The organism is Elusimicrobiota bacterium (assembly GCA_041660925.1).
Classification (GTDB): Bacteria; Elusimicrobiota; Elusimicrobia; order UBA1565; family UBA1565; genus JBAZUV01.
In genome coordinates, this window is the sequence record JBAZVI010000003.1 from 230,147 (window position 1) to 250,725 (window position 20,579).

The window sequence follows — 20,579 nt, forward strand, 5'->3', positions numbered from 1 at the left end:
CCCATTGTGCCTGTTCCCCGCAGCGAAACGTGAAAGGTGTGGGGCAGCCCCCTCTTCAGGGGGTCGCGGGCGGCGGCGGCAGGACCTTCGCGATCTTGGCGAGCACGGCCTTCATCTCGAAGGGCTTCACGATGTAGTCGCGCGCGCCGAGCGAGAGGCACTGCTCGACGGTGTCGAAGCGGTCCTGGGCGGAGCACATGATGATGGGGACGTCCTTGAGGCGCGGATCCTTGCGGATGTTCGCGATGCACTCGGGCCCGGTGAGCTGCGGCATGTTGACGTCGAGGAGGATGAGGTCGGGGACCTCGGAGGCCGCGATGCGGACCGCCTGCGCGCCGTCGGCCGCCTCGACGACCCGCCAGCCCTGGGACTCGAGCAGGTTCCCGAGCAGGCCGCGGATGACCACGTCGTCGTCGGCGACGAGGACGGTCCGCTGCCCCTTCTTCTTCCCGAAGAACCAGCCCATCAGCGATGGAGCGGCTTCGCGGCGGCGCGGTAGAGCAGGGCGCCCATGAACAGGAAGCAGGCCACCGAGATGAGGTCGGCGCGCGCTCCGAAGCGCGCGATGGTGTCGAACTTCGTCCCGAGGTCGAGGATCCTCGCGAAGCGGCCGTCCTGCACCCCGGCCACGACCGCGATGGCGATGCCGGCCAGCGAGCCGCCGGCCACCAGGCCCGTCGAGTAGAGCATGCCCGAGCTGAGCTCGCTCTCGGTCTCGGTCTTCTTCCTGGTCGCCCAGCCGACGAAGGCGTGGATGACGCCTCCGGCGAAGATCGGCGCGGTCGTCGAGAGCGGCAGGTACACGCCGACGGCCACCGGCAGCGAGCGCACGCCGAGCAGCTCGACGAAGGTCGAGATGAACATGCCCACGAAGACGAGGCCCCAGGGCAGCTCGCGCGCGAGCAGGCCCTTGATGAGGGTCGCCATGAGCGTCGCCTGCGGCGCCGAGAGCTTCTCGGAGCCGATGGGTCCGTAGGGCGACTTGTGCAGGAGGAAGAGCGTCATGCCGATGACCAGCACCGAAGCGAGCACGCCGATGAGGAGGCCGAGCTGCTGCTTCCAGGGCGTCGCGCCGATGAGGTAGCCGGTCTTGAGGTCCTGGCTCGTGGCGCCGGCGTTGGCCGCGGCGATGCAGACGACCGCGCCGACGAAGAGGGCGATGGCCTGGTAGGCCTCGCCGGTCCAGCCCAGGGCGACGAAGATGAGGCAGGTCGCCATGAGCGTGCCGATGGTCATCCCCGAGATGGGGTTCGAGGAGGAGCCGATGATGCCCACGATGCGGCTCGAGACGGTGACGAAGAAGAAGCCGAAGACGAGCACGAGCAGGGACATGATGAGCGTCGACGGGAAGGTCCCGGGGAACTGCGGCAGCACCGACATGGCGAGCGCCAGGCCGACGGAGCCGTAGAGCACGTAGCTCATCGGGATGTCGCGCTCCGTGCGCTTGAGCGCCGGGCCGCCCTTCGTGCCGCGCAGGTCCTTGAAGCTCCCCGCCGCCGAGGAGACGATGGTGGGGATGGTGCGGACCAGCGTGAAGAGGCCGCCCGCCGCGACCGCGCCGGCGCCGATGTAGCGCACGTAGCCGCGGTAGACCTCCATCGGGGACATCTGCGAGATGAGCATGCCCTTCCAGCCGGGCAGGAGCACGGACTGCAGGCCGTCGCCGAAGAGGGTGATGAGCGGGATGAGCACCATCCAGGAGAGCACGCCGCCGGCGACGATCTGGGCCGAGCCCAGCGGGCCGATGATGTAGCCCACGCCGAGATACTCGGGGGTGATCTCCGAGGAGACCATCATGTTGGGGAGCTGGCTCGTGCGCGCGCTGATCCAGGTCGGAGTGTCCTTCCAGAGGCCGAAGACGCTCATGAGGAGCTTGTAGGCGATGGAGGTCCACAGGCCGGAGAAGACGCGGCTGGCGAGGTTCCCTCCCTTCTCGCCGGCGATGAGCACCTCGGCGCAGGCCGTCCCTTCGGGGTAGGGCAGGGCGCCGTGCTCCTTGACGATGAGGGCGCGGCGCAGCGGGATCATGAAGAGGACTCCGAGGATGCCGCCGACGAGCGCGAGGGTCAGGATCTGGAAGTACTGGAAGTACTGCTCGCCGTTGCTCAGGAAGATGAGGGCCGGCACGGTGAAGACCACTCCGGCGGCGATGGATTCGCCGGCCGAGCCGATGGTCTGCACGATGTTGTTCTCGAGGATGGTGGACTTGCCCGCCTTCTTGAAGACCGCGATGGCGAGCACGGCGATCGGGATGGAGGCCGAGACGGTCAGTCCCGCGCGCAGGGCGAGGTAGACGGTGGACGCTCCGAAGACGACCCCGAAGAAGGCCCCGAGCAGCACGGCCTTCAGCGAGAATTCGGCGATCTCGGAGGCGTCGTCGATGTAGGGCTTGAAGTCCGCCATGTCGGTCTCCCCGTCGGGAATCCTTGACGGGGATTCCCGACCTGTCTACAAAAGTTGTTTCCGGCGCCTGGAATGACTTGCTGAAACCGTCCTGCGAAACGCCGCTGCGTTTCGCAGGCTATTATACACCGTCTCCCTTCCTCTCCGGCGGCGCCGTGAGCAGCTCGCGGATGCGGCCGAGGAGCTGCTCGGGCGTGAAGGGCTTGGAGATCCACGCGTCCCCGCCCGCGCTGACGCTCTCCTTGAAGGACTCCTCGGGGTTCATGGCGGTCATGAAGAGCACCGGGGTCGTCCGCGTCTCCGCGCGCTCGCGCAGTTGCCGGCAGACCTCGAAGCCGCTGATGCCGGGCAGGAGGATGTCGAGGAGGATGAGGGCCGGGCGCAGCGCGACGGCGCGCTCGAGGGTGTCCTCCCCGTAGGCGAGGGGCTGGACGCGGTAGTCGTTCTTCAGGGTCCCCGCGAGGGCCTCGCGGATCCCCAGGTCGTCGTCGATGACGAGGATGAGGGGGCGGATGTCGTCGTTCATGCGGCCTCCTTCCCCGCGCGGACGCGGGGTCTGAGCACGCGCCGGTAGCGCGTTTTGACGGCGTTGGACGGCGAGAGGAACTGGTCGGAGCCGAAGGGCTTGAAGCGGCGGGTCGCCAGGCGCACGAGGCGCGAGATGACGCCCTTGCGCGCGTGGCCGAAGACGGAGTAGAGGAACATCAGGAGCTCGATGTGGACGCTGTCCACCTCGAGGGTCGGCTGGATGCGCTCGAGCGTCTCGGTGACCGCGCGCGTCGAGTCCATGATCTGGCGGTCCTTCGCCTCCCAGGAGAGCCCCCCCACCTCGTCGAAGCGCTCGGAGTAGGCGCTGACGAACTCGTCGGCGGAGAACGGGTCGAGGGCGCCGGCCGGCGCCGGACGCAGGGACACGCCGAAGCGCCCCGGGGTGCGGTAGAGCGGCGAGCCGGGGTAGAGGTAGAAAGGGTTGAGAGAGTGCACGTCGATGCAGTCGCGGTGCTCCTCGAGGAAGCGCACGGTGTCCGCGACGTCCGCGGGGGTCTCCGTGGGCAGGCCGCCGATGATCTCGATGTGGTTCCAGATCCCCAGCGCGTGGGAGCGGCGCAGGAAGCGCGAGGCGCGCTCGGGGGTCGTCCCCTTGCGGATGTAGCGCAGCAGGCGCGCGCTGCCCGTCTCGAGCCCGAAGGTCAGCTTCACCGCGCCCGATTCCCGCATCTTCTCGAGGAGGCGTTCGTCGAGCTGGCGGAAGTTCACGCAGTCGCACCACTGCAGGCCGAGCCGCGCGCGGACCATGCGCCCGCAGAGCTCGAGGGCGAAGTCGTAGTGGTTGTTGAAGTTCGCGTTGATGAAGTAGACGCCGGTGGCGCCCTGGTCCTTGAGCGCGCGCAGGTGCTCGACGACCTCGGCCGGGGTGCGGCGGTCGCTGCGGGTCTGGCTCGAGCAGAAGATGCACTGCCCCGCGCAGTGGGACTCGAAGCGGCTCATGAGCACGAGCTGCTCCCTGCCCCCGTGCTCGGCGAGGAGGCGGCGGAAGGCGGGGCCGGAGGCGTTGTAGCTCGCCAGGATGCGCCGCCCCGTGCGCCGGTAGAGCTCGAGCGGGTAGCCGCGGTAGTCGGGGAAGGTCAGCGGCGGATAGTGGCCCTGCATGACGCCCTTGAGGACGCGGCCCGAGGACGTACGGCGGTAGACGTTGAAGGGCAGGCGGCGCTCGCGCTCGACGACGGCGTGCGCGAGCTGCTCGAGCTCGCGCTCTCCCTGGATGACGACGGCGTAGTCGAAGCAGGGATAGTCGCGCAGGATCTCGTAGTAGAGCTGCTTGGAGACGTCCTTGTGCCCGATGACGACCGGCTTGCCCGTGCGCCGGCGGATCTCGTCGGCGAGGAGCGCGGCCGCGTTGAGCAGGAACGGCGTCTTGAGGTCGGCCAGGGTGAGGCCGTAGAGGTCGGCCTCGGGAAGGGCGTCGCAGAGCGGCGCGAGGGCCGCGGCGGCCGCCTCGAGGGAACGGGCGCCCTTTCCCTTGAGCTTCCCGGAGAGCCACCGGGCGACCGCGTGCGGGTCGCGCAGCAGCGAGAAGTCGGTCCAGGGGTGCGCCGGCTTCACCTTGAGATGGAAGGGCACGTCGAAGTCGTGGAGCGTCGTGTCGATGCGCTTGCGGCGCAGGTGGGCCGCCAGCGTCGGGATCGAGATGTTCGGGACGGGGAAGCACTCGTTGTTGCGCGTCTCGGCCGGCGGGACGATGAGCGCGACTCTCGCCCTGCGCGGGCGGTCCGCGGACGCTTTCTCCCGCGCCGGGCGACCGTGTGCCATGGGCCAGATGATAGCAAACGCCCCGCCCCGCCCGAGGGCCCGCCCGATTCTCCCTCCCTCTTCGAGAGTTCGCGCTATCGGTTCCCTTACGGCGCGATCGCGGCACTATCAGCGTCTGGGTGTCGCCGAGGGTTAGGGGTGGGTAGAACGGATGGCTGTTTCGGCTGGGGTCAGCCGCCGCTGCGCGTTGCGGTGGGCGGGTGGGCGGTGGAGCCTCAAGGGTTCATGCAAGGCTAATGAGTATAGAAATGAGATTCGGATCCCTCTCCTAACACACAGCCGACGCCCACATACCTCTTGCGTGCCAATTCAATTGGAGAAGTTTGCAGAGCAACATTATCTCGAGAGATGCCTCCCAGGAGCAGTGTCGCCTCATTAATCATGTTGGCGGGAATCGTGAATGTCAGGTCAAACCGAGTCCAGGGCTCGACGACAGTTGACGACACATTGAGGATGTATGTCCCATCGTTCGATGGGGAGCAATCGGCGTTCACCCCGACAGAAGAGCCATCACCGAAGCAGGAAGCTTTGACGGATGCAGGCGCTAGAAGTCGTTCCCTGTTGATCCGTAGACGTATCTCCTGTGGCCGCACTTTGAATTGGACGAGCGGTTTGTTTTTCCAGTAAGGCCAGTTGGTCTGCCGGAAGTCTAATGATACTTGCAGGTGTTCGTCAGAAATATCCCAATTCTTTCGATTCTTGATTGCCGAGTAGATTCCCAGGGGGTTTGGTATCAGGGCAAGCGGAAGCATGATGCATGGCCCGACGGATAGGATACTCTCGGTCACGCGTGGGTTCGCATAGACATAGAGCGGCGGATCTGTGAGCCTGACAAGAGGGCCCCATTCCTTCGGCTGGCCCTCCTTGTTTATGTGGGAGGGGTCTGCAACCACCAAACCCTTTGAATAAGTCACATAGGCGCACGAGTTGAGGCACAAGCATGCGGCCGCGACGAGCACTGCTGACGATTTCTTGTGGATTAGCATGTAAGGTAGCAGCAATTTTGACAAATTTTGCCTGCGAAGCTATGTGCATGGTCGTATCATAAGTTCTAAAGGTTTGGGGGCAGGTTCGCATGCTGCGAACCTGCCCCCAGCGTCCCCGCCCCCCACCCGCCGCACCGCTTCCCGGCAGTTATAGCGGTCCCAGAAATGTCCGAGGGCGGGCTCGCATCATCGCGAGCCCGCCCTCGTATTAAGAACTCCTCTGCCGGGAACAGCTTATCTTCCCGAGCAGAATCCCGAAGGGATTCTGCTACAGGAGGTTGAGCATGTCCCGGTACTTGGGCAGCGGCCAGTAGCGGTGCTCGACGGCCTGCTCGGTGCGGTCGCAGGCCGAGCGCATCTCCGAGAGGGTCTCGACGCCCGCGCCGGCGAAGACCTTCGCGCGCTGGACCATGTCGGTCTCGGCGCCGGCCTTCTCGAGGACCTTCTCCGCGCCGTCGGCGCCCGCGTAGAGCTCGGCGAGCAGCCCGCCGAACTCCGCGAGCTTCGCCTTGAGCTCCTTGCCGCCCTTCGCGGACTCCAGGCGCCCGGCCGCCGAGCCGTAGAGGTCGATCTGGCGCACGAGCGCGGGCGCGATGTCGGTGACGATGAGCTCGCGGAGCTGGCGCAGCTCGATCTCCTTGAGCTTCACGTAGGCCTCGAGCTTGATCTCGTGCTTAGCCTCGAGCTCGTGCTTCGAGAGGACCTTGTAGCGCTCGTAGAGCTCGACGACGGCCTTCTCGACGAAGGTCTCGAGCGCGTCCGGGGTGTTCTTGGCGTTGGGCAGGCCGCGGCGCGCCGCCTCCCTGTGCCACTCCTCGGAGTAGCCGTTGCCCTCGAAGCGGATGCGCTTGGTCTCCTTGACCAGCTCGCGCACGACGTCGAGCGCGCGCTTCGTGAAGTCCTCGTCGCCGGCGTGCTTCTCGAGCTTCTCCAGCACGCGGTCGAGACCGTCGGCGACCGCCAGGCAGAGGGCCGTGGCCGGCTCCGCGATGCTCTGCGAGGAGCCGACGGCGCGGAACTCGAACTTGTTGCCGGTGAAGGCCAGCGGCGAGGTGCGGTTGCGGTCGGAGTTGTCGAGCACGATGCTCGGCAGGCTCTTGAGGCCGTGCCCGATGGCCTCGCGCGAGGCGTCCTTGGACAGAGAGCCCTTCTCGATGTCGGTGAGGAGGCGGTCGAGGTACTCTCCGAGGTAGACGGACATGATGGCCGGCGGAGCCTCGTTGGCCCCGAGCCGGTGGTCGTTGCCCGCGTCGGCGACGGCCGCGCGCAGGAGCCCCCCGTACTTGTTCACGCCGGCGAGGAAGGCGGCCAGGTAGACGAGGAACTGGATGTTCTTCTTGGGGGCCGCGCCGGGCTCGAGGAGGTTCTGCCCCTCGCTATCCGCCATCGACCAGTTCAGGTGCTTGCCGCTGCCGTTGATGCCCGAGAAGGGCTTCTCGTGTAGGAGCAGGGCGAAGCCGTGGTCGTCGGCCGTCTTGCGCATGATCTCCATGAGCTGGAGGTTGTGGTCGATGGCCAGGTTCGCGGTCTCGAAGATCGGCGCGAGCTCGAACTGGTTGGGCGCGACCTCGTTGTGGCGCGTCTTGGCCGGGATGCCGCGCTCGAAGAGCGCGCGGTCGAGGTCCGTCATGAACTCGAGGACCTTGGGCTGGATGGAGCCGAAGTAGTGGTCCTCGAGCTGCTGCTGCTTGGCGGAGGCGGCGCCGAAGAGCGTGCGGCCCGCGTAGACGAGGTCCGGGCGCCGGCGGTAGAACTCCTTGCGCACGAGGAAGTACTCCTGCTCGGGTCCGATGGTCACGCGCACGTTGCGCGCGGTGCGGTTGCCGAAGAGCTTGAGGAGCTTGAAGGCGCGCTCCTCGACGACGCGCACGGCGCGCAGGAGCGGGGTCTTCATGTCGAGCGTCTCTCCGGTCCAGGAGAGATAGACCGAGGGGATGACGAGGGTCGCGCCCTTCCCGTCGCTGTTCTTAAGGAGGAAGGCCGGGGAGGTCGGGTCCCACGCGGTGTAGCCGCGGGCCTCGAAGGTCGAGCGCATGCCGCCCGAGGGGAAGGAGGAGGCGTCGGGCTCGCTCTGGATGAGCTGGCGGCCGGAGAAGCGGTCGATGGGCTGGCCGGTCTCGTCGAAGCTCAGGAAGGAGTCGTGCTTCTCGGCGGTGACGCCCCGCTGCGGCTGGAACCAGTGGCAGAAATGGGTCGCGCCCTGTGAGATGGCCCACTCCTTCATGGCGTGGGCGACCTCGTCGGCGATCTCGACCTCGAGCTTCTCGTCGTTCTCGATGACGTCGAGGATCTGCTGATAGGTGGCCTTGCTCAGGTTCCGGGCCATCGCCTTCTTGTCGAAGGTCAGGGCGCCGTAGTCCGCGAAGAGGCCTTTCGATTCTTTCACCAGGTTGACTCCGTTTTGCGAGATTTGCGCGCTCGGCATTGTAAAAATAGCAGAAAATGCCGAATTTCGCAATACCTAAGTCTTGTTTAGCGGAAAAATCACATGAAGAAGCTACAAATATCGATTTAAAGCCATAAAAAATCGGGCCCCCCTTGCGGGAGGCCCGGTTTTCCCTTCCCCCCTCTCCCGCCCCGCCGGGAGAGGGGTTGGGGGTGAGGGGACTGAGCGCGGAGCGCTCAGTCCCAGCGGATGTCGCTCTGCAGCGCCGCCATCGGCTTCTTGAGGTCCTCGCGGAAGCTGATCTTCGACTGCTGGAGTTCCTTGAAGAGCCCGTCGCCCTGGACGAAGTAGCGGCTCGTGCCCTCGGTGTACTTCACCGCGGTCTCGATCTTCCAGGAGAGCTTCACGGTCATGCCGGCGATGGGGTCCTCGGGCTGCGCGACGTTGATGATGCTCGTCGGCGGCACCTCGGCCTTCATGGAGAACTTGTACGCCCACAGGACGTTCACCTGGAGCGGCTCGATGGTGACGTTGGTGAGGTACTTGCCCTTCCCCTTGTAGTTCCCGCCGTAGCAGCGCGTCACCTCGAAGCGCACGTCGATGGTGTTGGCGCCGTACATGTTCTTGGCGGTGAGCTGGTAGACCCGCCCTTCCGGCGGGCGCCAGCCGCCGAGCTGCGCCCAGTGGGTGATCCCGTCGGGGACGGCCGCCGCGTAGGTCGTCTGCACGTCGACGACCGGCTTGTTGTTCTCGATGATCTGCCAGATCTGCTGTCCGATGTTGATGATCTGGCCGATGTCGATGTCGCCGCCGATGGGCGGGACGCCGCCGCCCACGGGGGGCAGGTCGCCGGGCCCGTCGGGCATCCCGCCGTGGGGATGGATGCTCGGGCCCTCATCCTTGAGGACGATGGAATTGGGGTCGATGGTATACGCCAAGGGGTCCAGTTTCGCGGCCTGGACTTCCAGGGGAGAGAACGACGGCTTCTGTGGGGTCTGCTGCGCCTGGGCGTTGACGCCGACGGCGAGCACGAATGCGAGCAGTGCCTGCATACCACCTCCGTTCGGACCTCCGTCCCTTCTCGGGGTGCGAAGCGATCGGGCATCGGGCCGAAGGTCCTTATCATGTTAGCACAAGGACCTATGTTCAGGAAGGGTAAGGCGGCCCATCCATTTCTGAGCCCTAGGGCCTAGGTTGTTGAGTCCTCCCACTGCGGGGTGCTTGACCCGGGGCGACAGGAACCCTATCCTTGGGTGCGCGCATGATCCGGGAAGCGGACCTCCTTCAGCTCGTCCTCGCGGCCTCCGCCCTCCGGGCAGGGCTGCTGGCGTTCGCCCGGCCGCGCTTCGCCCCCAGCGCCTCTCCCCACGGCGCGCTGGCGGCCTGCGAGGAGGAACTCTTCACGCTCCGCCGGGCCTCCTCGGCGCTGTGGGCCTTCGTCCTCCTCGACTCCCTGCTGCGCACCTACGTCGCATACTGGGCGCTGCGCCCTCCGGTCTCCTGGGGGCTGCTGGCGTGGACGGCGGGCAGCGACGTCGTCCTCGCCTTCGCGGCCGCCGGGCTCCGTCGACCCGGGCGCTGCCTCGCGGCGCCGCTCCTGCATCCTCTGAGGCTCCTGGCTGCCGCGCTCTCCGGCGGGTCGGCCTTCCACGACGACGGCCGGAGCCTGCTCCTCCCTCGCGGAGGGCCTCTGCCGAGCGTCCTCCCCGCGCCGCTCGCCGACAACGGGACCTGCGCGGCGTGGCTCTCCGAGCTGACGGGCGCGGCTCCGAGCGACGTCCTCCGCGGCCTGCGCGACGAGGAGCTCTGGCCGGGCTCGCGCGTGCGCGAAGCCCTCGCGCGGCTCGGCGTCCGGCCGCACGAGCGGAGCGCGGAGCTCGAGCGCTATTGCGCGGAGACCGGAGACTTCCTTTATGAGCTCGTGCTTTGGAACCGCTGCCGCTTCAAGCTCGGGATGCGGGCGCGGATCATGGCGGCCCTCGGGACCGCGGGCCCGAAGCCGCTGCGGGTCCTCTGCTTCGGCGACGGTCTGGGAGCCGACGCCGCATGCCTGAGCGCGCTCGGGCACGCGGTGGAGCACTGGGAGCCTGCGCCGGCGTGCCGCGCCTTCGCCCGGAGGCTCTTCGCGGCCGAGGGCCGCGCGGTCCGCGTGCTGGAGCGCGAGCCCGCAGAGACGGGCGCCTACGACGCCGTCGTCTGTCTCGACGTCCTCGAGCACGTCCCCGACCCTCCGGCGCTCGCCGCGCGCTTGAGCGCGCTGTTGAGGCCCGGCGGCCGGCTCTTCGTCCACGCGCCCTTCGGCATCCTCACTCCGGAGGCGGGCACGCACCTGCGCTCCAACCGCGTCTACTTCGGGCGTCCCGAGCGCGTGTTCCCCCCGGAGCTGCGCCTCGCGGGCGGGGAGCCGCTCTTCTGGGCGCCGGTCGTCTTCGAGAAGAGTCCCGGGGCGGCCGCCCTCCCTCCCGCCTTCCGCGCGAGCGCGCTTCTCATGCGCTGCGGCGTCTACGCTTTCGCGTGGAGGATGCTCGTCGAGGTCCCCGTCCGCTGGGCCAACCTCATCTCCCTGAGCGCGTTGCGCCGTACCTTCTTCGAGGCCTCGCGGCTGGCGCCGTTTTGCTCCTCGGACGGGGAGGTCCGTCCGTGAGCGCGTTCGGCTCCCCGCAGACGCTCGCGGCCGCGCTCGCGCTCGCCGCGGCTCAGCTCACGGCGCTCGGGCTCTTCCTGCGGCGGCTGCGCACACGCGCCGCGCCGGGTGCGGGGGCGCCGCCGTCGGCGGCCGTCATCGTCCCCTGCGCCGGACCGGTCGCGGACCTCGAGGGAGCCGTGCGCTCCTACCTCGCGCAGGACTATCCCGGTCGCGTGGAGTTCCTCTTCGTGACCCCGTCGGCCTCCGACCCGTCCCACGCGGCGCTCGAGCGCCTCCTCGCGGGGGAGCCGCGGGCGCGGCTCCTCGCCTCCGAGGTCTTCCCGACGCGCTGCAGCGGCAAGTGCGCCGACCTCGCGTTCGCGGTGCGCTCGGCGGGCTCCTGCGAGCTCCTCGTCTTCGCGGACGCCGACCAGCGGGTCCCGCGCGGCTGGTTGCGCGCGCTGACGGCCCCGCTCGCCGACGCGTCGGTCGCCGCGGCCACGAGCGCCGCGCTCCCCGTGCCGCGCGCCGCGGCCCCGGCCTCCTGGCTCCACGCGGCGTGGCAGGGCTTCGGGCTCCCGTACCTCGCGCTCTCGGGGAGCGTCTGCGGGCAGTCGCTCGCGCTGCGGCGCGCGGACTTCGAGTCCTGGGGCGTCGCGGAGCTCTGGGAGCGCAGCTTCTCCGACGACCTGTCTCTGAGCGTCCTTCTCGCGCGCAGGGGCGCGCGTGTCCGCTTCGTCGGCGAGGCCATGCCCGAGGGCGGCTCGCCGTCGTCGCTCGCGGGGGTCTTCGCGCTGACCTCGCGCTGGTTCTTCACCTTCCGCGTCTATCGTCCGGGCGTCTGGGGAATGGGGCTCGCGCTCGTCTTCGCGAAGCTCTGGCTGCTCGCCTGGGCGCTCGGCGCCCCGGTCTCCTGGGGCCTGCTGTCGCTGCTCTGCGCCTCCGACGCGGTCGCGGCGCTGTTCCTGGCCGCACCGGTCGGGAAGGGCTCCGCCGCTCGGGCCGCGCTCGCGCTCCTGTCCGCGGCGGCGGCGGTCCCCCTCATCCTGCTCCAGGCGGCGGGGCTCGCGTCCTCCGCGCTGCGCGTCGAGGTCCGCTGGGGGACGCGCCGCTATCGCGTACTGGGTCCCGCCGACGTCTGCGTGCTCGAGGGGCCTCCCTTCGTCTCCCCGGAGCTCCGTGCCGTCCTCGGGGGCGCCGCCGCCGCGGCGTCCTATCTCTTCCCCGCCCTCGGCGTTCTGGGCTTCTTCTGCTACGTCCCGCTGCTCGCCTTCGCGCGCGAGGGTCCGCCGCGGCGGGCGTTCCTCCTCGGCTGGCTCTACGGGCTCTCCATGTGGGGGTTCGGGCTGCTCTGGTTCGTCGAGACGCTCCGGCGCTTCCTCTCGATGGGCGCGTTCGAAGCCGCGCTCCTTCTGCTCCCCTGCGCCCTCTATCACGGCCTCCTGCCCGCCCTCGTCTGCGCACTGCTCGCGTCCCAGCCGCTCCGGCTTCGCGCGCGCGCGGCCCTCTTCGTCCCCGCCGCTGCGGCGCTCTGGGCCTGCGCGGAGGCGCTCTTCCCGACCCTCTTCCCTTATTCCGTGGGCGCGAGCGCGGCCTCGCACCTCCCGTTCGCGCAGGCGCTGGAGTTCGTCGGCCTCGGGGGCCTCTGCGCGGCCGTGCTCCTCGTCAACGGGCTCGTCCTGTCGGGGCTCGAGGCCTTCGGCCGGCGCGAACGGCGAGCCGCCGCCGCGGCCCTTTGCGTCGCGCTGACGCTCGCCGCCGCGCTCGAGGCGTCGGGCCGCGCCCGGATGGCGCGCATCGACGCGCGCGTCTTTGCCGCGCTCGCGCGCGGCGAGGGCTTGCGGGTCGTCGCCGTCCAGGGCGCGTTCCCGGGCGGGTGGCGGCTGCGCGACGGGCGCCGCTCCCCCGAGCGATTCGAGGCCTATCGGGACTCGACCGCGGGGCTGCGCGGACGCGGCGGCGCCGACCTCGTCGTCTGGCCGGAGTATTCCTACCCGGGCGTCGTCTCCTACGCGTCGCCGGCGGACCCTTCGGGCGCGAGGCTCGACGGCCCGGAGGCGGCCGCGCTGATGAGCCTCCTGCCGCGGGGCGCCGACCTTCTGCTCAGCAGCGAGGCGCGCCGCGCAGGGAGCCGCGGCGTCGCCGCGTTCCTCCTCGGACCTTCCGGGAGCGTGCTCGGCGTCTCCGAGAAGTCCCGGCTCGTCCCCTTCGGAGAGTATCTCCCGGTCCCGGGTCTCGACGCCCTGATGGCGCGCCTGAGCCCCCGCACCGAGCGCATGTCGGTCGGGCGGCCCGGGCTGCTGCGCACGCGCGCCGGAGTCCGCGTAGGCACGCTCATCTGCTACGAGGACCTCTCCCCGCCGGCGGCGCGGGAGCTCGCCGCGGCCGGGGCCGAGCTCTTCGCCAGCGTCGGCAGCGACGCGTGGTTCGTCCCCGCGGCGGCGCGCCTGCATCTGCGGCAGTCCGTCCTGCGCGCGGTGGAGAACCGGCGCTTCCTCGTGCGTGCGCTCGACGACGGCTGCAGCGCCGTCGTGGATCCCGTCGGGCGGGTCCTGGTCGGGTTCTCTCCGGAGGAGGCCGGCGCGCTCGGGCGGGAGGTCGCGCGTTCGAGCGGGGCGACGTGGTACGCCCGCGCCGCCGGCGCGTTCGGCCGGCGGCCGGCCGTCCTGGTCGTGCTCCTCTTCGTCCTGGCCGTTCTGGCTCCGCGCCGCCCGGAGCATTGACACCGATGGACGGCGCTGGTAAACTTCAACTGCGATGAACGAGGATCCGACGCGCGAGCCGCCGCCGGAGGAGCGCCGGCAGAGCAGCTTCCTCATGTGGCTGATGCTGCTCCCGCTCGTCGGGACGCTCGGCGTCGGCGTGTGGCTCGTCAGCCGGCCCGGGCCCGAAGGACAGGGCGACAGCTTCAACGCCTTCAACCTCTCCGAAGTCCCGAAGGACTCCCAGCCGAAGGTCCCGACCGGCGGCCCTTTCTCCGCACCGATGCCTTCGCCGAAAGACGCCGCCCCCGCCGCTCCCGGCGGACCGGGACTCTCCGGCTTCGTGCCCGAGTCCGATCCGCTCTTCACGGCCAAGGGCGGGGCGAAGGGCCCGCAGACGACCTCGCAGCGCGAGCAGGATTTCCTGAAGAAGAACGACGCAGCCCTGCGCGACTACCAGAACCGCGTCCTCGGCCCCCTCGCCGCCAGATACTTCAAAAAGTCCGCCGTCGTGCGCGAGGTGGACGCGGCGTTCGGCAAGCTCGGCCGCTACATGGACGCCTGCGCCCAGTATCAGAAGGACCGGGATCCCTACAAGTGGGCGCGCAGCGTCGCGGGGATGCCCGAGGTGCGTCAGACCGTGGTCAAATATGCCCTGCGTCCGGACGTGTGGAAGGTCGCGGTCGGCATGAGCATGGAGGCCATGAAGAGCCCTCCGCCGAAGGCCATCAACGACGAGTTCACGCGCTTCCTGAGCTCGGATAAGGCGGTCGGCAGCGCCCTCTCGGAGGTCACCCAGCAGATCATGCCGAACATGACGGCCCTCATGAAGCAGGGCATCCCGCCCGGCCTCGACATCAGCCCCCTGACGAAGCTCACGGGCGCCATCGTCCCCGGTGGAGCTCCTCCCCAAACGCAGACGAGCCCCGCCCCTCCTCGCGGAGGGACGGGGCGTCGTTGAGCGGCGCTTCCGGCTCGAGCGCCTAGTTGCTGCTGCCGCTGCCGCCGCAGCACCCGCTCGACTTGCTGGCGTTGTCGGCTTCGTTCTGCAGCTGCTGCTTCTCGGACGAGAAGTTGTTCTGGGCCTGCTTGTAGCCGGCCTGATAGCCGCTGTCGTAGCTGTTCTGCGACGTCGCGCTGTTCGACGCGGTGGCGGCGGTCGCCTTGCTCGCCGTCGGCGTGTCCTGCGCGCCGGTGCGCGAGACGGCCAGCGCTCCGAGGGTCGCCAGGGTGAGGGCGGCCACGGCGATCTTGATCTTCAGGATTCTCGCGTTCATATCATCCTCTCTCGTGGGCGGCTACTTGCCGCGCCGATACCCGATTATAGCCGAAAACGTCTCGCTCATGCATAGGGTAAGGACTTAGGACCCCCTTCCACAAGGGACTAAAGTCCTATTTTTTCTGGGCCCCCCCTTCGGGGAGGGCTCCGGCGGGGACGCTCGGGAGTCCCGTCATGGACGGCAGGCGCACGCCCTTCAGGCAGAGGGTCACGACGGCGGCGTCGAAGAACATCCCGAAGAGGATCCCGGTGGCCAGGCCGTCGGGGGAGGAGCGCTGGGTGTAGTAGCTCCAGCAGCCGTTGGTCGTCCCCCAGAGGTCGGCGAAGAACACCAGGACGAGACCGGTCGCGAGCGTCCAGAAGTCCTCCGCGGAGCTCCGCGCCAGGAGCGCCCAGGCCAGCAGGGCGAGCAACAGCGCGTCGGCGGGGTCGGCCGAGACCGAGAAGACGAAGATCCCGAAGACGAGGAGGAAGAGTCCCGAGAGGATGCGGTAGCCGCGGTGCTGGGCCTCCTCGGAGAGGAACCTTCCCAGGCGCCCGCGCGCGGCCCGCGCGAGCCGGTCGATCACCAGCGTCCCCGCCGTCCAGGCGGGCACGATCCAGAGCGGCGGGGTCTCGCGCGTGTAGTAGACCCAGAGCCCGCCGCGCGTCCCCCAGGTCTCGGCCAGATAGCCGGCCAGCGTGGCGGCCAGCGCGGCCGGGAGGTCGCGCCGCGGCTCGAAGTCCGCGGCGAGCGCGCGCAGCACGAGGGCGAAGATCCCTGCGAGCAGGGCGATCTCGGCGAGGACTTTGGTCCGCGCGGCTCCGCCCTTTCCAAGCTGGACGAGCGTCACGCGGGCGGCCTCGGCGACGAGGTCGTGGCGCCAGAGGGCGATGAGGAGGATGAGCGCGGCGAAGGCGGCTGCGAGGGCCCGCTCGCGCGTGAGCTTCACCGTGCGGACTTCCAGCGGCGCGCGAGGAGCGCGGCGGCCGCGAGCGTCGCCAGCGAGGACCACTGCGAGGTGGTCAGGCCGGATGCGTCGAGGATCCCTCCCTCCCCCCCGCGCGTGAAGTCGAGCACGAAGCGCAGGACCGCGTAGAGCGCGGCGCTCGCGCAGAAGAGGGCGCCCGGGAAGAGGGTTCCGCGACGGAGCGCCGGCGTCAGGCGCAGGTGCAGGAAGAGGAATATCCCCAGCGCGCCCGCCGCCTCGTAGAGCTGGCTCGGGTGCAGCGGGACGCCGAGCAGGCGGTCGGGCACCGCGCAGCGCGGGTCGTGGAAGACGAGGGCCCAGGGCAGGTCCGTCGGTCGGCCGTGGCAGCAGCCGTTGAGGGTGCAGCCCAGGCGCATCAGCGCGAGCCCGAGCGGGGCGGCGGTCCCGAACATGTCGGCGACGCCGCGGAAGTCGACGCGTCGGCGCAGGCAGTAGAGCCCGGCGAGCGCGAAGGCGCCCCAGAAGCTGCCGTAGAAGGCCCCGCCCGGGAAGGCCCGGCGGCGGGTCATGAAGCGGAGGTTGTGCTCGAGGCCCCCGCCATAGAGGAAGAGGTAGGCGAGCGCCGCGCCGAGCATCGTGCCCAGCGCCAGGCGGAGGATGAGCCCCCAGAAATCCTCCTCGGAGAGGGCCGCGGGGCGGTTGCGCGCGCAGTAGAAGTAGGCGAGCAGGCCGCTCAAGCCCGCGAAGACGGGGGCGGAGAGGACCTGCCAGCCGCCGAAGGCGAGGAGGATCGGTCGCATGCGGGCCTATTCTACAACAAGGCGCCTCTCCCGACGCCTCAAAACATGCGACAATCCCCCCGTGGATGGAACTTTTTCGCCCCCTCGCCCGTAACCGGGGGGCGGAGGGCGAGTGGATCAGGCTGGGTGCGAGCGCTACGAGCAGTTCGTCCGGAGCCACGGCGAGAGGGCGTTCCGCTTCGCCTACCGGCTCGCGGGCGACGCGGAGGAGGCGAAGGAGGTCGTGCAGGACGCCTTCTTCCGTCTGTTCCGCACCTGGGAGTGCTACGACCCCTCCCAGCCGCTCGAGGCCTGGTTCACGGTCATCCTGCGCAACGTTTTTCTCGACGGCCGCCGGCGCTACGAGCGGCGGCACACCGTCCCGCTCGACGAGGGACCGCGGGACGGGGAGGAGGAGGGCCGGACGCGGGCCCTCGGGGACGGGGAGCCGCCGCTGCTCGAGGTCCTCGAGCGCGAGGAGGTCTCCGCCCGGGTGCGAGCGGCGCTCGAGCGGCTGGAGTACGACCACCGAACGGTGCTCACGCTCTGCGACATGGAAGGGTGCAGCTATGAGGAGATCTCGCGGGTCGTGGACGTCCCGGTGGGCACGGTGCGCTCGCGGCTCAGCCGCGCCCGCGAAGCCCTGCGCCGCGAGCTGCTCTCGGAGGAGGGAGTGACGGCATGAACTGCATCGAGCGTGAAGTCCTCTCGGCGTACGCGGACGGGGAGTGCGTCTCCTCCGAGCGCGAGACCGTCGAGAAGCACCTCCCCGCCTGCGCGGACTGCCGCGCCCGGCTCGCCGAGCTGCGCGCGCTGAAGGGCGCCGTGGCCTCCGCGTTCCCCTCGCCCTCCCTCTCTCCCGCGCTCGCCCGCGCGCTCCTCGAGCCGGGAGCGCGCCGCCGCGGCTGGGGCGAGGCCCTCCGCGCGCTGCGCGAGAGCCTCCTGCGGCCCGCGGCCGGCTTCGCCTTCGCGGCGGCGGCGCTCGCGCTCGGCGTATGGTTCACCCGCGTCGACGAGCCTCTCGGGGCGCCCGAGCTCCCCGTGGAGCTGCTGCTCTGCGCGCATGAGGATTACGCCCGCACCCTCCCCCTCGCCGCGCGCGAGGCCGCTCCGCTCTCCGCGGACGACGACGAGGCGGCCGATGATTAGGACCCGCGTCCTTCTTTCCGCGCTCCTCGCCGCCGCTCCGACGGCGGCGCTCGCCGGGCCGCGCGCCGCGGCCGCGGCGAAGCCCGAGGCCGCCGCCGAGACGCTTCTGCGCGCGACCCTCGCACCGCCGCGGCGGGCCTGGGACGGCGAGCTCGTCGTCGAGAACCGCGCCGGAGGCGTCGTGGAGCGTCGGACGGTGAAGGCCCTCTTCTCCCCTCCGGACCTGCGGCGGCGCGAGGCGCTCTACCCGGACGGCCGCGTGCGCCTGCTCATCGTCTCCGACGGCCGGGTGGAGTGGGTCTACGACGCCGCGCGCGGGCTCGCGCTCAAGGGCGAGCCCGCCGACCCTGACGTCAAGCTCCTCGACCCCGACGAGGAGCTCGAGCTCCTGCTGCGCAGCCACGAGCTCCGGGAAGGGGACGGAGAGCGCGTCGCCGGACGCGAAGCGCGCGTCCTCGAGCTCTTCCGCCGCGCCGACGGGAAGCTCTCCCTGCGCCTGTGGGTGGACGCGCGCGAGGGTCTCGTGCTCAAGCGCGAGGCCTACGGCGCGGACGGCGAGCCGCCGCTCGTCTCCGAGTTCCGCGCGGTCGTCTTCTCCAGCGCCATCGCCCCGGCGGCCTTCTCCTTCGTCCCCCCCCGGGGGGTGCGCGCGCGCGAACGCCGCTGGCGCGGCGATTTCCTCGACCTCGAGGAGGCTGAGGCTCAGGCCGGGATGCCGCTCATGCTTCCGCGGCGTCTGCCGGAAGGTTTCGTCCTGGAGAGCGTGAACGTCCTCCCCTACAAGGGAGCTTCGATCCTCCATGCCCGCTTCACCGACGGGGTCGGCCTGCTCTCTCTCTTCCAATACCCGCGCACGGCGCGCCTGCGCCTCGGCTGGGGGAAGCTCGGCCGTCCGAAGAGCGTGCGCGTAGGGGTCTCCCCCGGGCGCATGGCGGCGACCGGGGACGGGAAGATCCTCGACTGGAAGGGGGCGCGCTTCCGCTTCGTGCTCATCGGCCCGGGCTCGGCCGAGGCCCTGCGCCGGGTCGCCGAGTCGATCGAGGAGGTCCCATGAAGGCCGCGCTCGCGCTCATCCTCCTTCTTGTCCCGGTCATGAGCCGCGCCGAGAGCTTCGTCGGGGTCTCCGCGTCGACCGTCCCCGCCGCCGCTCGGCCATCCGCTCTCGACTCCGCATCGGATCCGCGGATCGCGAAGGTGAAGGCCGAGATCCGGGAGACCTTGCTCGAGGTGCGCCGCGCGCGCTATGCTCTGCGCAAGGCGGAGGGCGCGCGCGACCCCGCGGCGGTCGAGGCGGCACGCGCGCGGCTCGACGAGGCGAAAGCGGGGCTCAAAGCGCTCCGCACGAAGCTGCGCGAGCTGCTCGCGCCCGGCGGCGCGGGGAAGGCGAAGAAGAGTCGGAAGGCGGGAGGCGCCTCGCGATGACCCGCATCGCGGACCTGCATCCCTGCGAGCGGCCCCGCGAGCGCCTGGCGGCGCGGGGCGCGGCGGCCCTCGGCGACGACGAGCTTCTGGCCCTGGCCCTGCGCACGGGCAACGCCGGCCGCGGCGTCCTGGACCTCGCTCGGGACCTGCTGGCCGCGCATCCGGACGGCGCGCTCGGACGACTGGGCTACGAGCGGCTCGCGGAGCTCGAGGGCCTCGGCACAGGGAGGGCGGCCGCGCTCGCCGCCTCCTTCGAGCTGGCCCGGCGCTGGCGGACCCCGGAGGAGCGCGCGCTCCCCCGCGTGGATTCCCCGGCGCGGGTGTGGGAGCGCCTGGAGCCGCTGCGCGCGCAGCGCAAGGAGCATTTCGTGGGACTCTATCTCGACGCCTGCAACGGCCTCCTCTACCAGGAGACCGTCTCCATCGGCACGCTCACGGCGAGTCTCGTGCATCCGCGCGAGGTCTTCGTGCCGGCCGTGGAGCGCTCGGCGGCCGGGGTCATCGTCGCGCACAACCACCCTTCCGGCGACCTGCGGCCCTCCCATGAGGACCGGGAGACGACGCGGCGCCTCTCTTCCGCCGGGCGCATCCTCGGCATCCCTCTCCTCGATCACGTCCTGGTCACCGCGGGCGGCTGGCTGAGCTTCCGGGAGCAGGGTCTCCTCGGGGGGAGCCCGGCATGAAGGTCTTCCGGGCTCCCCCCCCTCACCTCTCTCCCCCGTCCCCTCTCCCCTCTCCCGCGTGGCGGGCGAGAGGAGAGGGGTGTTCTGCGTTCTGGATCCTGCTGATCTCTCTGTTCGGTCTTTGCGGTTGTGGGAAGTTGGACCTTCGGCAGGCGCGCCACCTCGAGAAGGCCGGAGACTATTCGCGCGCGCTGAAGGTCTACGAGCGCTGCGCGGAGCGCCTCTCCGGAGAGCGGCAGGCCGAGGCCCTCGAGCGCGCAGGCGCGATCTACGCCGGCGTCTTCGGCCGCTGCGACCGCGCGGTCCCCCTCTTCGAGCGCGCCGCGCGTCTGGGTCCCTTCCCGGACGCGAAGAACGACTGGCCCGCCGAGGCGCGCGCCGCTCTGCTCGAGTGTCCCGACCTCTTCCCGCTGCGCCCCGGCTCGCGTTGGACCTACGTCGACAGCGCCAGCGGCGGCGCGAACATGCGCCTCGAAGTCTCGGTTTCCACCGAGGGGTCGCGCGTGAGCGGCGCCTACTTCGCCGGCAAGCAGCGCTTCCGCGGCTACGACCGCTCCTACGACAAGGCCGACTGGGCGCTCTGGGAGACCGAGGGCCGCGAGCGGCGGCCCATCCTGCGCTATCCCTTCCGCGCCGGGCGGAGCTGGAGCGGCGCCTCCTCCGGCCGCAAGCTCGAGTACACGATCGAAGCCGACGGCGTTCTCGTGCGCGTGAAGGCCGGCGCCTTCAAGGACTGCATCAAGGTCCGTGCGCGTCCCGTCGGGGAGCCGGCCTGGGTCTACGAGTACTTCTGTCCCGGCGTCGGCCGTGCGAAGACCACGATCGGCACCTCCGAGGGCGAGAACCCCAACACGGAGCTCTCCTTCTGGGAGCCCGCCGCCCGGCCCTCCGCGCCGCGCTGAGCGGCCGCTTCCGTCGCCGCGTCCCCGTACGCGCGCGCAAA

18 protein-coding genes are annotated in these 20,579 nt (G+C 70.2%); 9 read left to right on the plus strand and 9 right to left on the minus strand.

The window, feature by feature from the left end; genetic code table 11:
• Positions 1-55: 55 nt before the first annotated feature.
• The 6 genes from WC969_06125 to WC969_06150 all read right to left on the minus strand — a co-directional run bounded on the left by WC969_06125 (position 56) and on the right by WC969_06150 (position 9,137).
• Positions 56-466, minus strand: a complete 411-nt coding sequence (locus WC969_06125; GenBank protein ID MFA6029408.1) for a response regulator — start codon at positions 464-466, stop codon at positions 56-58.
• Positions 466-2,403, minus strand: coding sequence for an oligopeptide transporter, OPT family (locus WC969_06130; protein MFA6029409.1), 1,938 nt, complete (start codon positions 2,401-2,403; stop codon positions 466-468). Before WC969_06130 ends, WC969_06125 begins: the two co-directional genes overlap by 1 nt.
• Before the next feature lie 121 nt (positions 2,404-2,524).
• Positions 2,525-2,929 carry a response regulator gene (locus tag WC969_06135; protein ID MFA6029410.1) on the minus strand — a complete coding sequence of 135 codons (405 nt, stop codon included), beginning with the start codon at positions 2,927-2,929 and terminating at the stop codon, positions 2,525-2,527.
• On the minus strand, positions 2,926-4,713 hold the full coding sequence (locus WC969_06140) for a radical SAM protein (GenBank protein MFA6029411.1): 1,788 nt from the start codon (positions 4,711-4,713) through the stop codon (positions 2,926-2,928). Before WC969_06140 ends, WC969_06135 begins: the two co-directional genes overlap by 4 nt.
• A 1,254-nt stretch (positions 4,714-5,967) precedes the next feature.
• Positions 5,968-8,085 (minus strand): glutamine synthetase III, encoded by a 2,118-nt coding sequence (locus WC969_06145; GenBank protein ID MFA6029412.1) that lies wholly within the window; start codon positions 8,083-8,085, stop codon positions 5,968-5,970.
• Positions 8,086-8,321: 236 nt separating this feature from the next.
• Positions 8,322-9,137, minus strand: a complete 816-nt coding sequence (locus WC969_06150) for a hypothetical protein (GenBank protein MFA6029413.1) — start codon at positions 9,135-9,137, stop codon at positions 8,322-8,324.
• A 209-nt stretch (positions 9,138-9,346) separates the two neighbouring features.
• Between WC969_06150 and WC969_06155 the strand changes: the two genes are divergently transcribed.
• The 3 genes from WC969_06155 to WC969_06165 are packed head-to-tail and all read left to right on the plus strand — an operon-like array spanning position 9,347 to position 14,374.
• Positions 9,347-10,729, plus strand: coding sequence for a methyltransferase domain-containing protein (locus WC969_06155; GenBank protein MFA6029414.1), 1,383 nt, complete (start codon positions 9,347-9,349; stop codon positions 10,727-10,729).
• Positions 10,726-13,434, plus strand: coding sequence for an apolipoprotein N-acyltransferase (gene lnt / locus WC969_06160; GenBank protein MFA6029415.1), 2,709 nt, complete (start codon positions 10,726-10,728; stop codon positions 13,432-13,434). The genes WC969_06155 and lnt overlap by 4 nt, the downstream gene beginning before the upstream one ends.
• 34 nt (positions 13,435-13,468) lie before the next feature.
• Positions 13,469-14,374, plus strand: a complete 906-nt coding sequence (locus tag WC969_06165; GenBank protein ID MFA6029416.1) for a hypothetical protein — start codon at positions 13,469-13,471, stop codon at positions 14,372-14,374.
• 22 nt (positions 14,375-14,396) lie between these two features.
• Here the strand turns inward: WC969_06165 and WC969_06170 are convergent, their stop codons facing one another.
• The 3 genes from WC969_06170 to WC969_06180 form a co-directional block, all read right to left on the minus strand.
• The gene (locus WC969_06170) at positions 14,397-14,690 is read right to left on the minus strand and encodes a hypothetical protein (protein MFA6029417.1); all 294 of its coding nucleotides are present in this window, start codon (positions 14,688-14,690) and stop codon (positions 14,397-14,399) included.
• Between the two features lie 115 nt (positions 14,691-14,805).
• Positions 14,806-15,624 (minus strand): hypothetical protein, encoded by an 819-nt coding sequence (locus tag WC969_06175; GenBank protein MFA6029418.1) that lies wholly within the window; start codon positions 15,622-15,624, stop codon positions 14,806-14,808.
• Positions 15,621-16,403: a prolipoprotein diacylglyceryl transferase family protein gene (locus WC969_06180; protein ID MFA6029419.1), complete on the minus strand. Its 783-nt coding sequence runs from the start codon at positions 16,401-16,403 to the stop codon at positions 15,621-15,623. The genes WC969_06175 and WC969_06180 overlap by 4 nt, the downstream gene beginning before the upstream one ends.
• Positions 16,404-16,515: 112 nt before the next feature.
• Between WC969_06180 and WC969_06185 the strand changes: the two genes are divergently transcribed.
• From WC969_06185 to WC969_06210, 6 genes are all read left to right on the plus strand, one after another.
• Positions 16,516-17,067 carry an RNA polymerase sigma factor gene (locus WC969_06185; protein MFA6029420.1) on the plus strand — a complete coding sequence of 184 codons (552 nt, stop codon included), beginning with the start codon at positions 16,516-16,518 and terminating at the stop codon, positions 17,065-17,067.
• Positions 17,064-17,531 (plus strand): zf-HC2 domain-containing protein, encoded by a 468-nt coding sequence (locus WC969_06190; protein ID MFA6029421.1) that lies wholly within the window; start codon positions 17,064-17,066, stop codon positions 17,529-17,531. The genes WC969_06185 and WC969_06190 overlap by 4 nt, the downstream gene beginning before the upstream one ends.
• A complete protein-coding gene (locus tag WC969_06195; GenBank protein MFA6029422.1) occupies positions 17,524-18,585 on the plus strand; it encodes a sigma-E factor regulatory protein RseB domain-containing protein in 1,062 nt (353 codons plus the stop codon). The genes WC969_06190 and WC969_06195 overlap by 8 nt, the downstream gene beginning before the upstream one ends.
• A complete protein-coding gene (locus WC969_06200; protein ID MFA6029423.1) occupies positions 18,582-18,953 on the plus strand; it encodes a hypothetical protein in 372 nt (123 codons plus the stop codon). Before WC969_06195 ends, WC969_06200 begins: the two co-directional genes overlap by 4 nt.
• The gene (gene radC, locus WC969_06205) at positions 18,950-19,636 is read left to right on the plus strand and encodes a DNA repair protein RadC (GenBank protein ID MFA6029424.1); all 687 of its coding nucleotides are present in this window, start codon (positions 18,950-18,952) and stop codon (positions 19,634-19,636) included. The genes WC969_06200 and radC overlap by 4 nt, the downstream gene beginning before the upstream one ends.
• A 137-nt stretch (positions 19,637-19,773) precedes the next feature.
• Positions 19,774-20,538, plus strand: coding sequence for a hypothetical protein (locus WC969_06210; protein ID MFA6029425.1), 765 nt, complete (start codon positions 19,774-19,776; stop codon positions 20,536-20,538).
• The last annotated feature ends 41 nt before the right edge of the window (positions 20,539-20,579 follow it).

Bases quoted from the DNA above. Each gene is read 5' to 3' on its own strand.
- WC969_06150 (MFA6029413.1), bottom strand. From the start codon at position 9,137: ATGCAGGCACTGCTCGCATTCGTGCTCGCCGTCGGCGTCAACGCCCAG.
- WC969_06125 (MFA6029408.1), bottom strand. From the start codon at position 466: ATGGGCTGGTTCTTCGGGAAGAAGAAGGGGCAGCGGACCGTCCTCGTC.
- WC969_06130 (MFA6029409.1), bottom strand. From the start codon at position 2,403: ATGGCGGACTTCAAGCCCTACATCGACGACGCCTCCGAGATCGCCGAA.
- WC969_06195 (MFA6029422.1), top strand. From the start codon at position 17,524: ATGATTAGGACCCGCGTCCTTCTTTCCGCGCTCCTCGCCGCCGCTCCG.
- WC969_06155 (MFA6029414.1), top strand. From the start codon at position 9,347: ATGATCCGGGAAGCGGACCTCCTTCAGCTCGTCCTCGCGGCCTCCGCC.
- WC969_06190 (MFA6029421.1), top strand. From the start codon at position 17,064: ATGAACTGCATCGAGCGTGAAGTCCTCTCGGCGTACGCGGACGGGGAG.
- WC969_06165 (MFA6029416.1), top strand. From the start codon at position 13,469: ATGAACGAGGATCCGACGCGCGAGCCGCCGCCGGAGGAGCGCCGGCAG.
- WC969_06170 (MFA6029417.1), bottom strand. From the start codon at position 14,690: ATGAACGCGAGAATCCTGAAGATCAAGATCGCCGTGGCCGCCCTCACC.
- WC969_06140 (MFA6029411.1), bottom strand. From the start codon at position 4,713: ATGGCACACGGTCGCCCGGCGCGGGAGAAAGCGTCCGCGGACCGCCCG.
- radC (MFA6029424.1), top strand. From the start codon at position 18,950: ATGACCCGCATCGCGGACCTGCATCCCTGCGAGCGGCCCCGCGAGCGC.
- WC969_06135 (MFA6029410.1), bottom strand. From the start codon at position 2,929: ATGAACGACGACATCCGCCCCCTCATCCTCGTCATCGACGACGACCTG.
- WC969_06180 (MFA6029419.1), bottom strand. From the start codon at position 16,403: ATGCGACCGATCCTCCTCGCCTTCGGCGGCTGGCAGGTCCTCTCCGCC.
- WC969_06200 (MFA6029423.1), top strand. From the start codon at position 18,582: ATGAAGGCCGCGCTCGCGCTCATCCTCCTTCTTGTCCCGGTCATGAGC.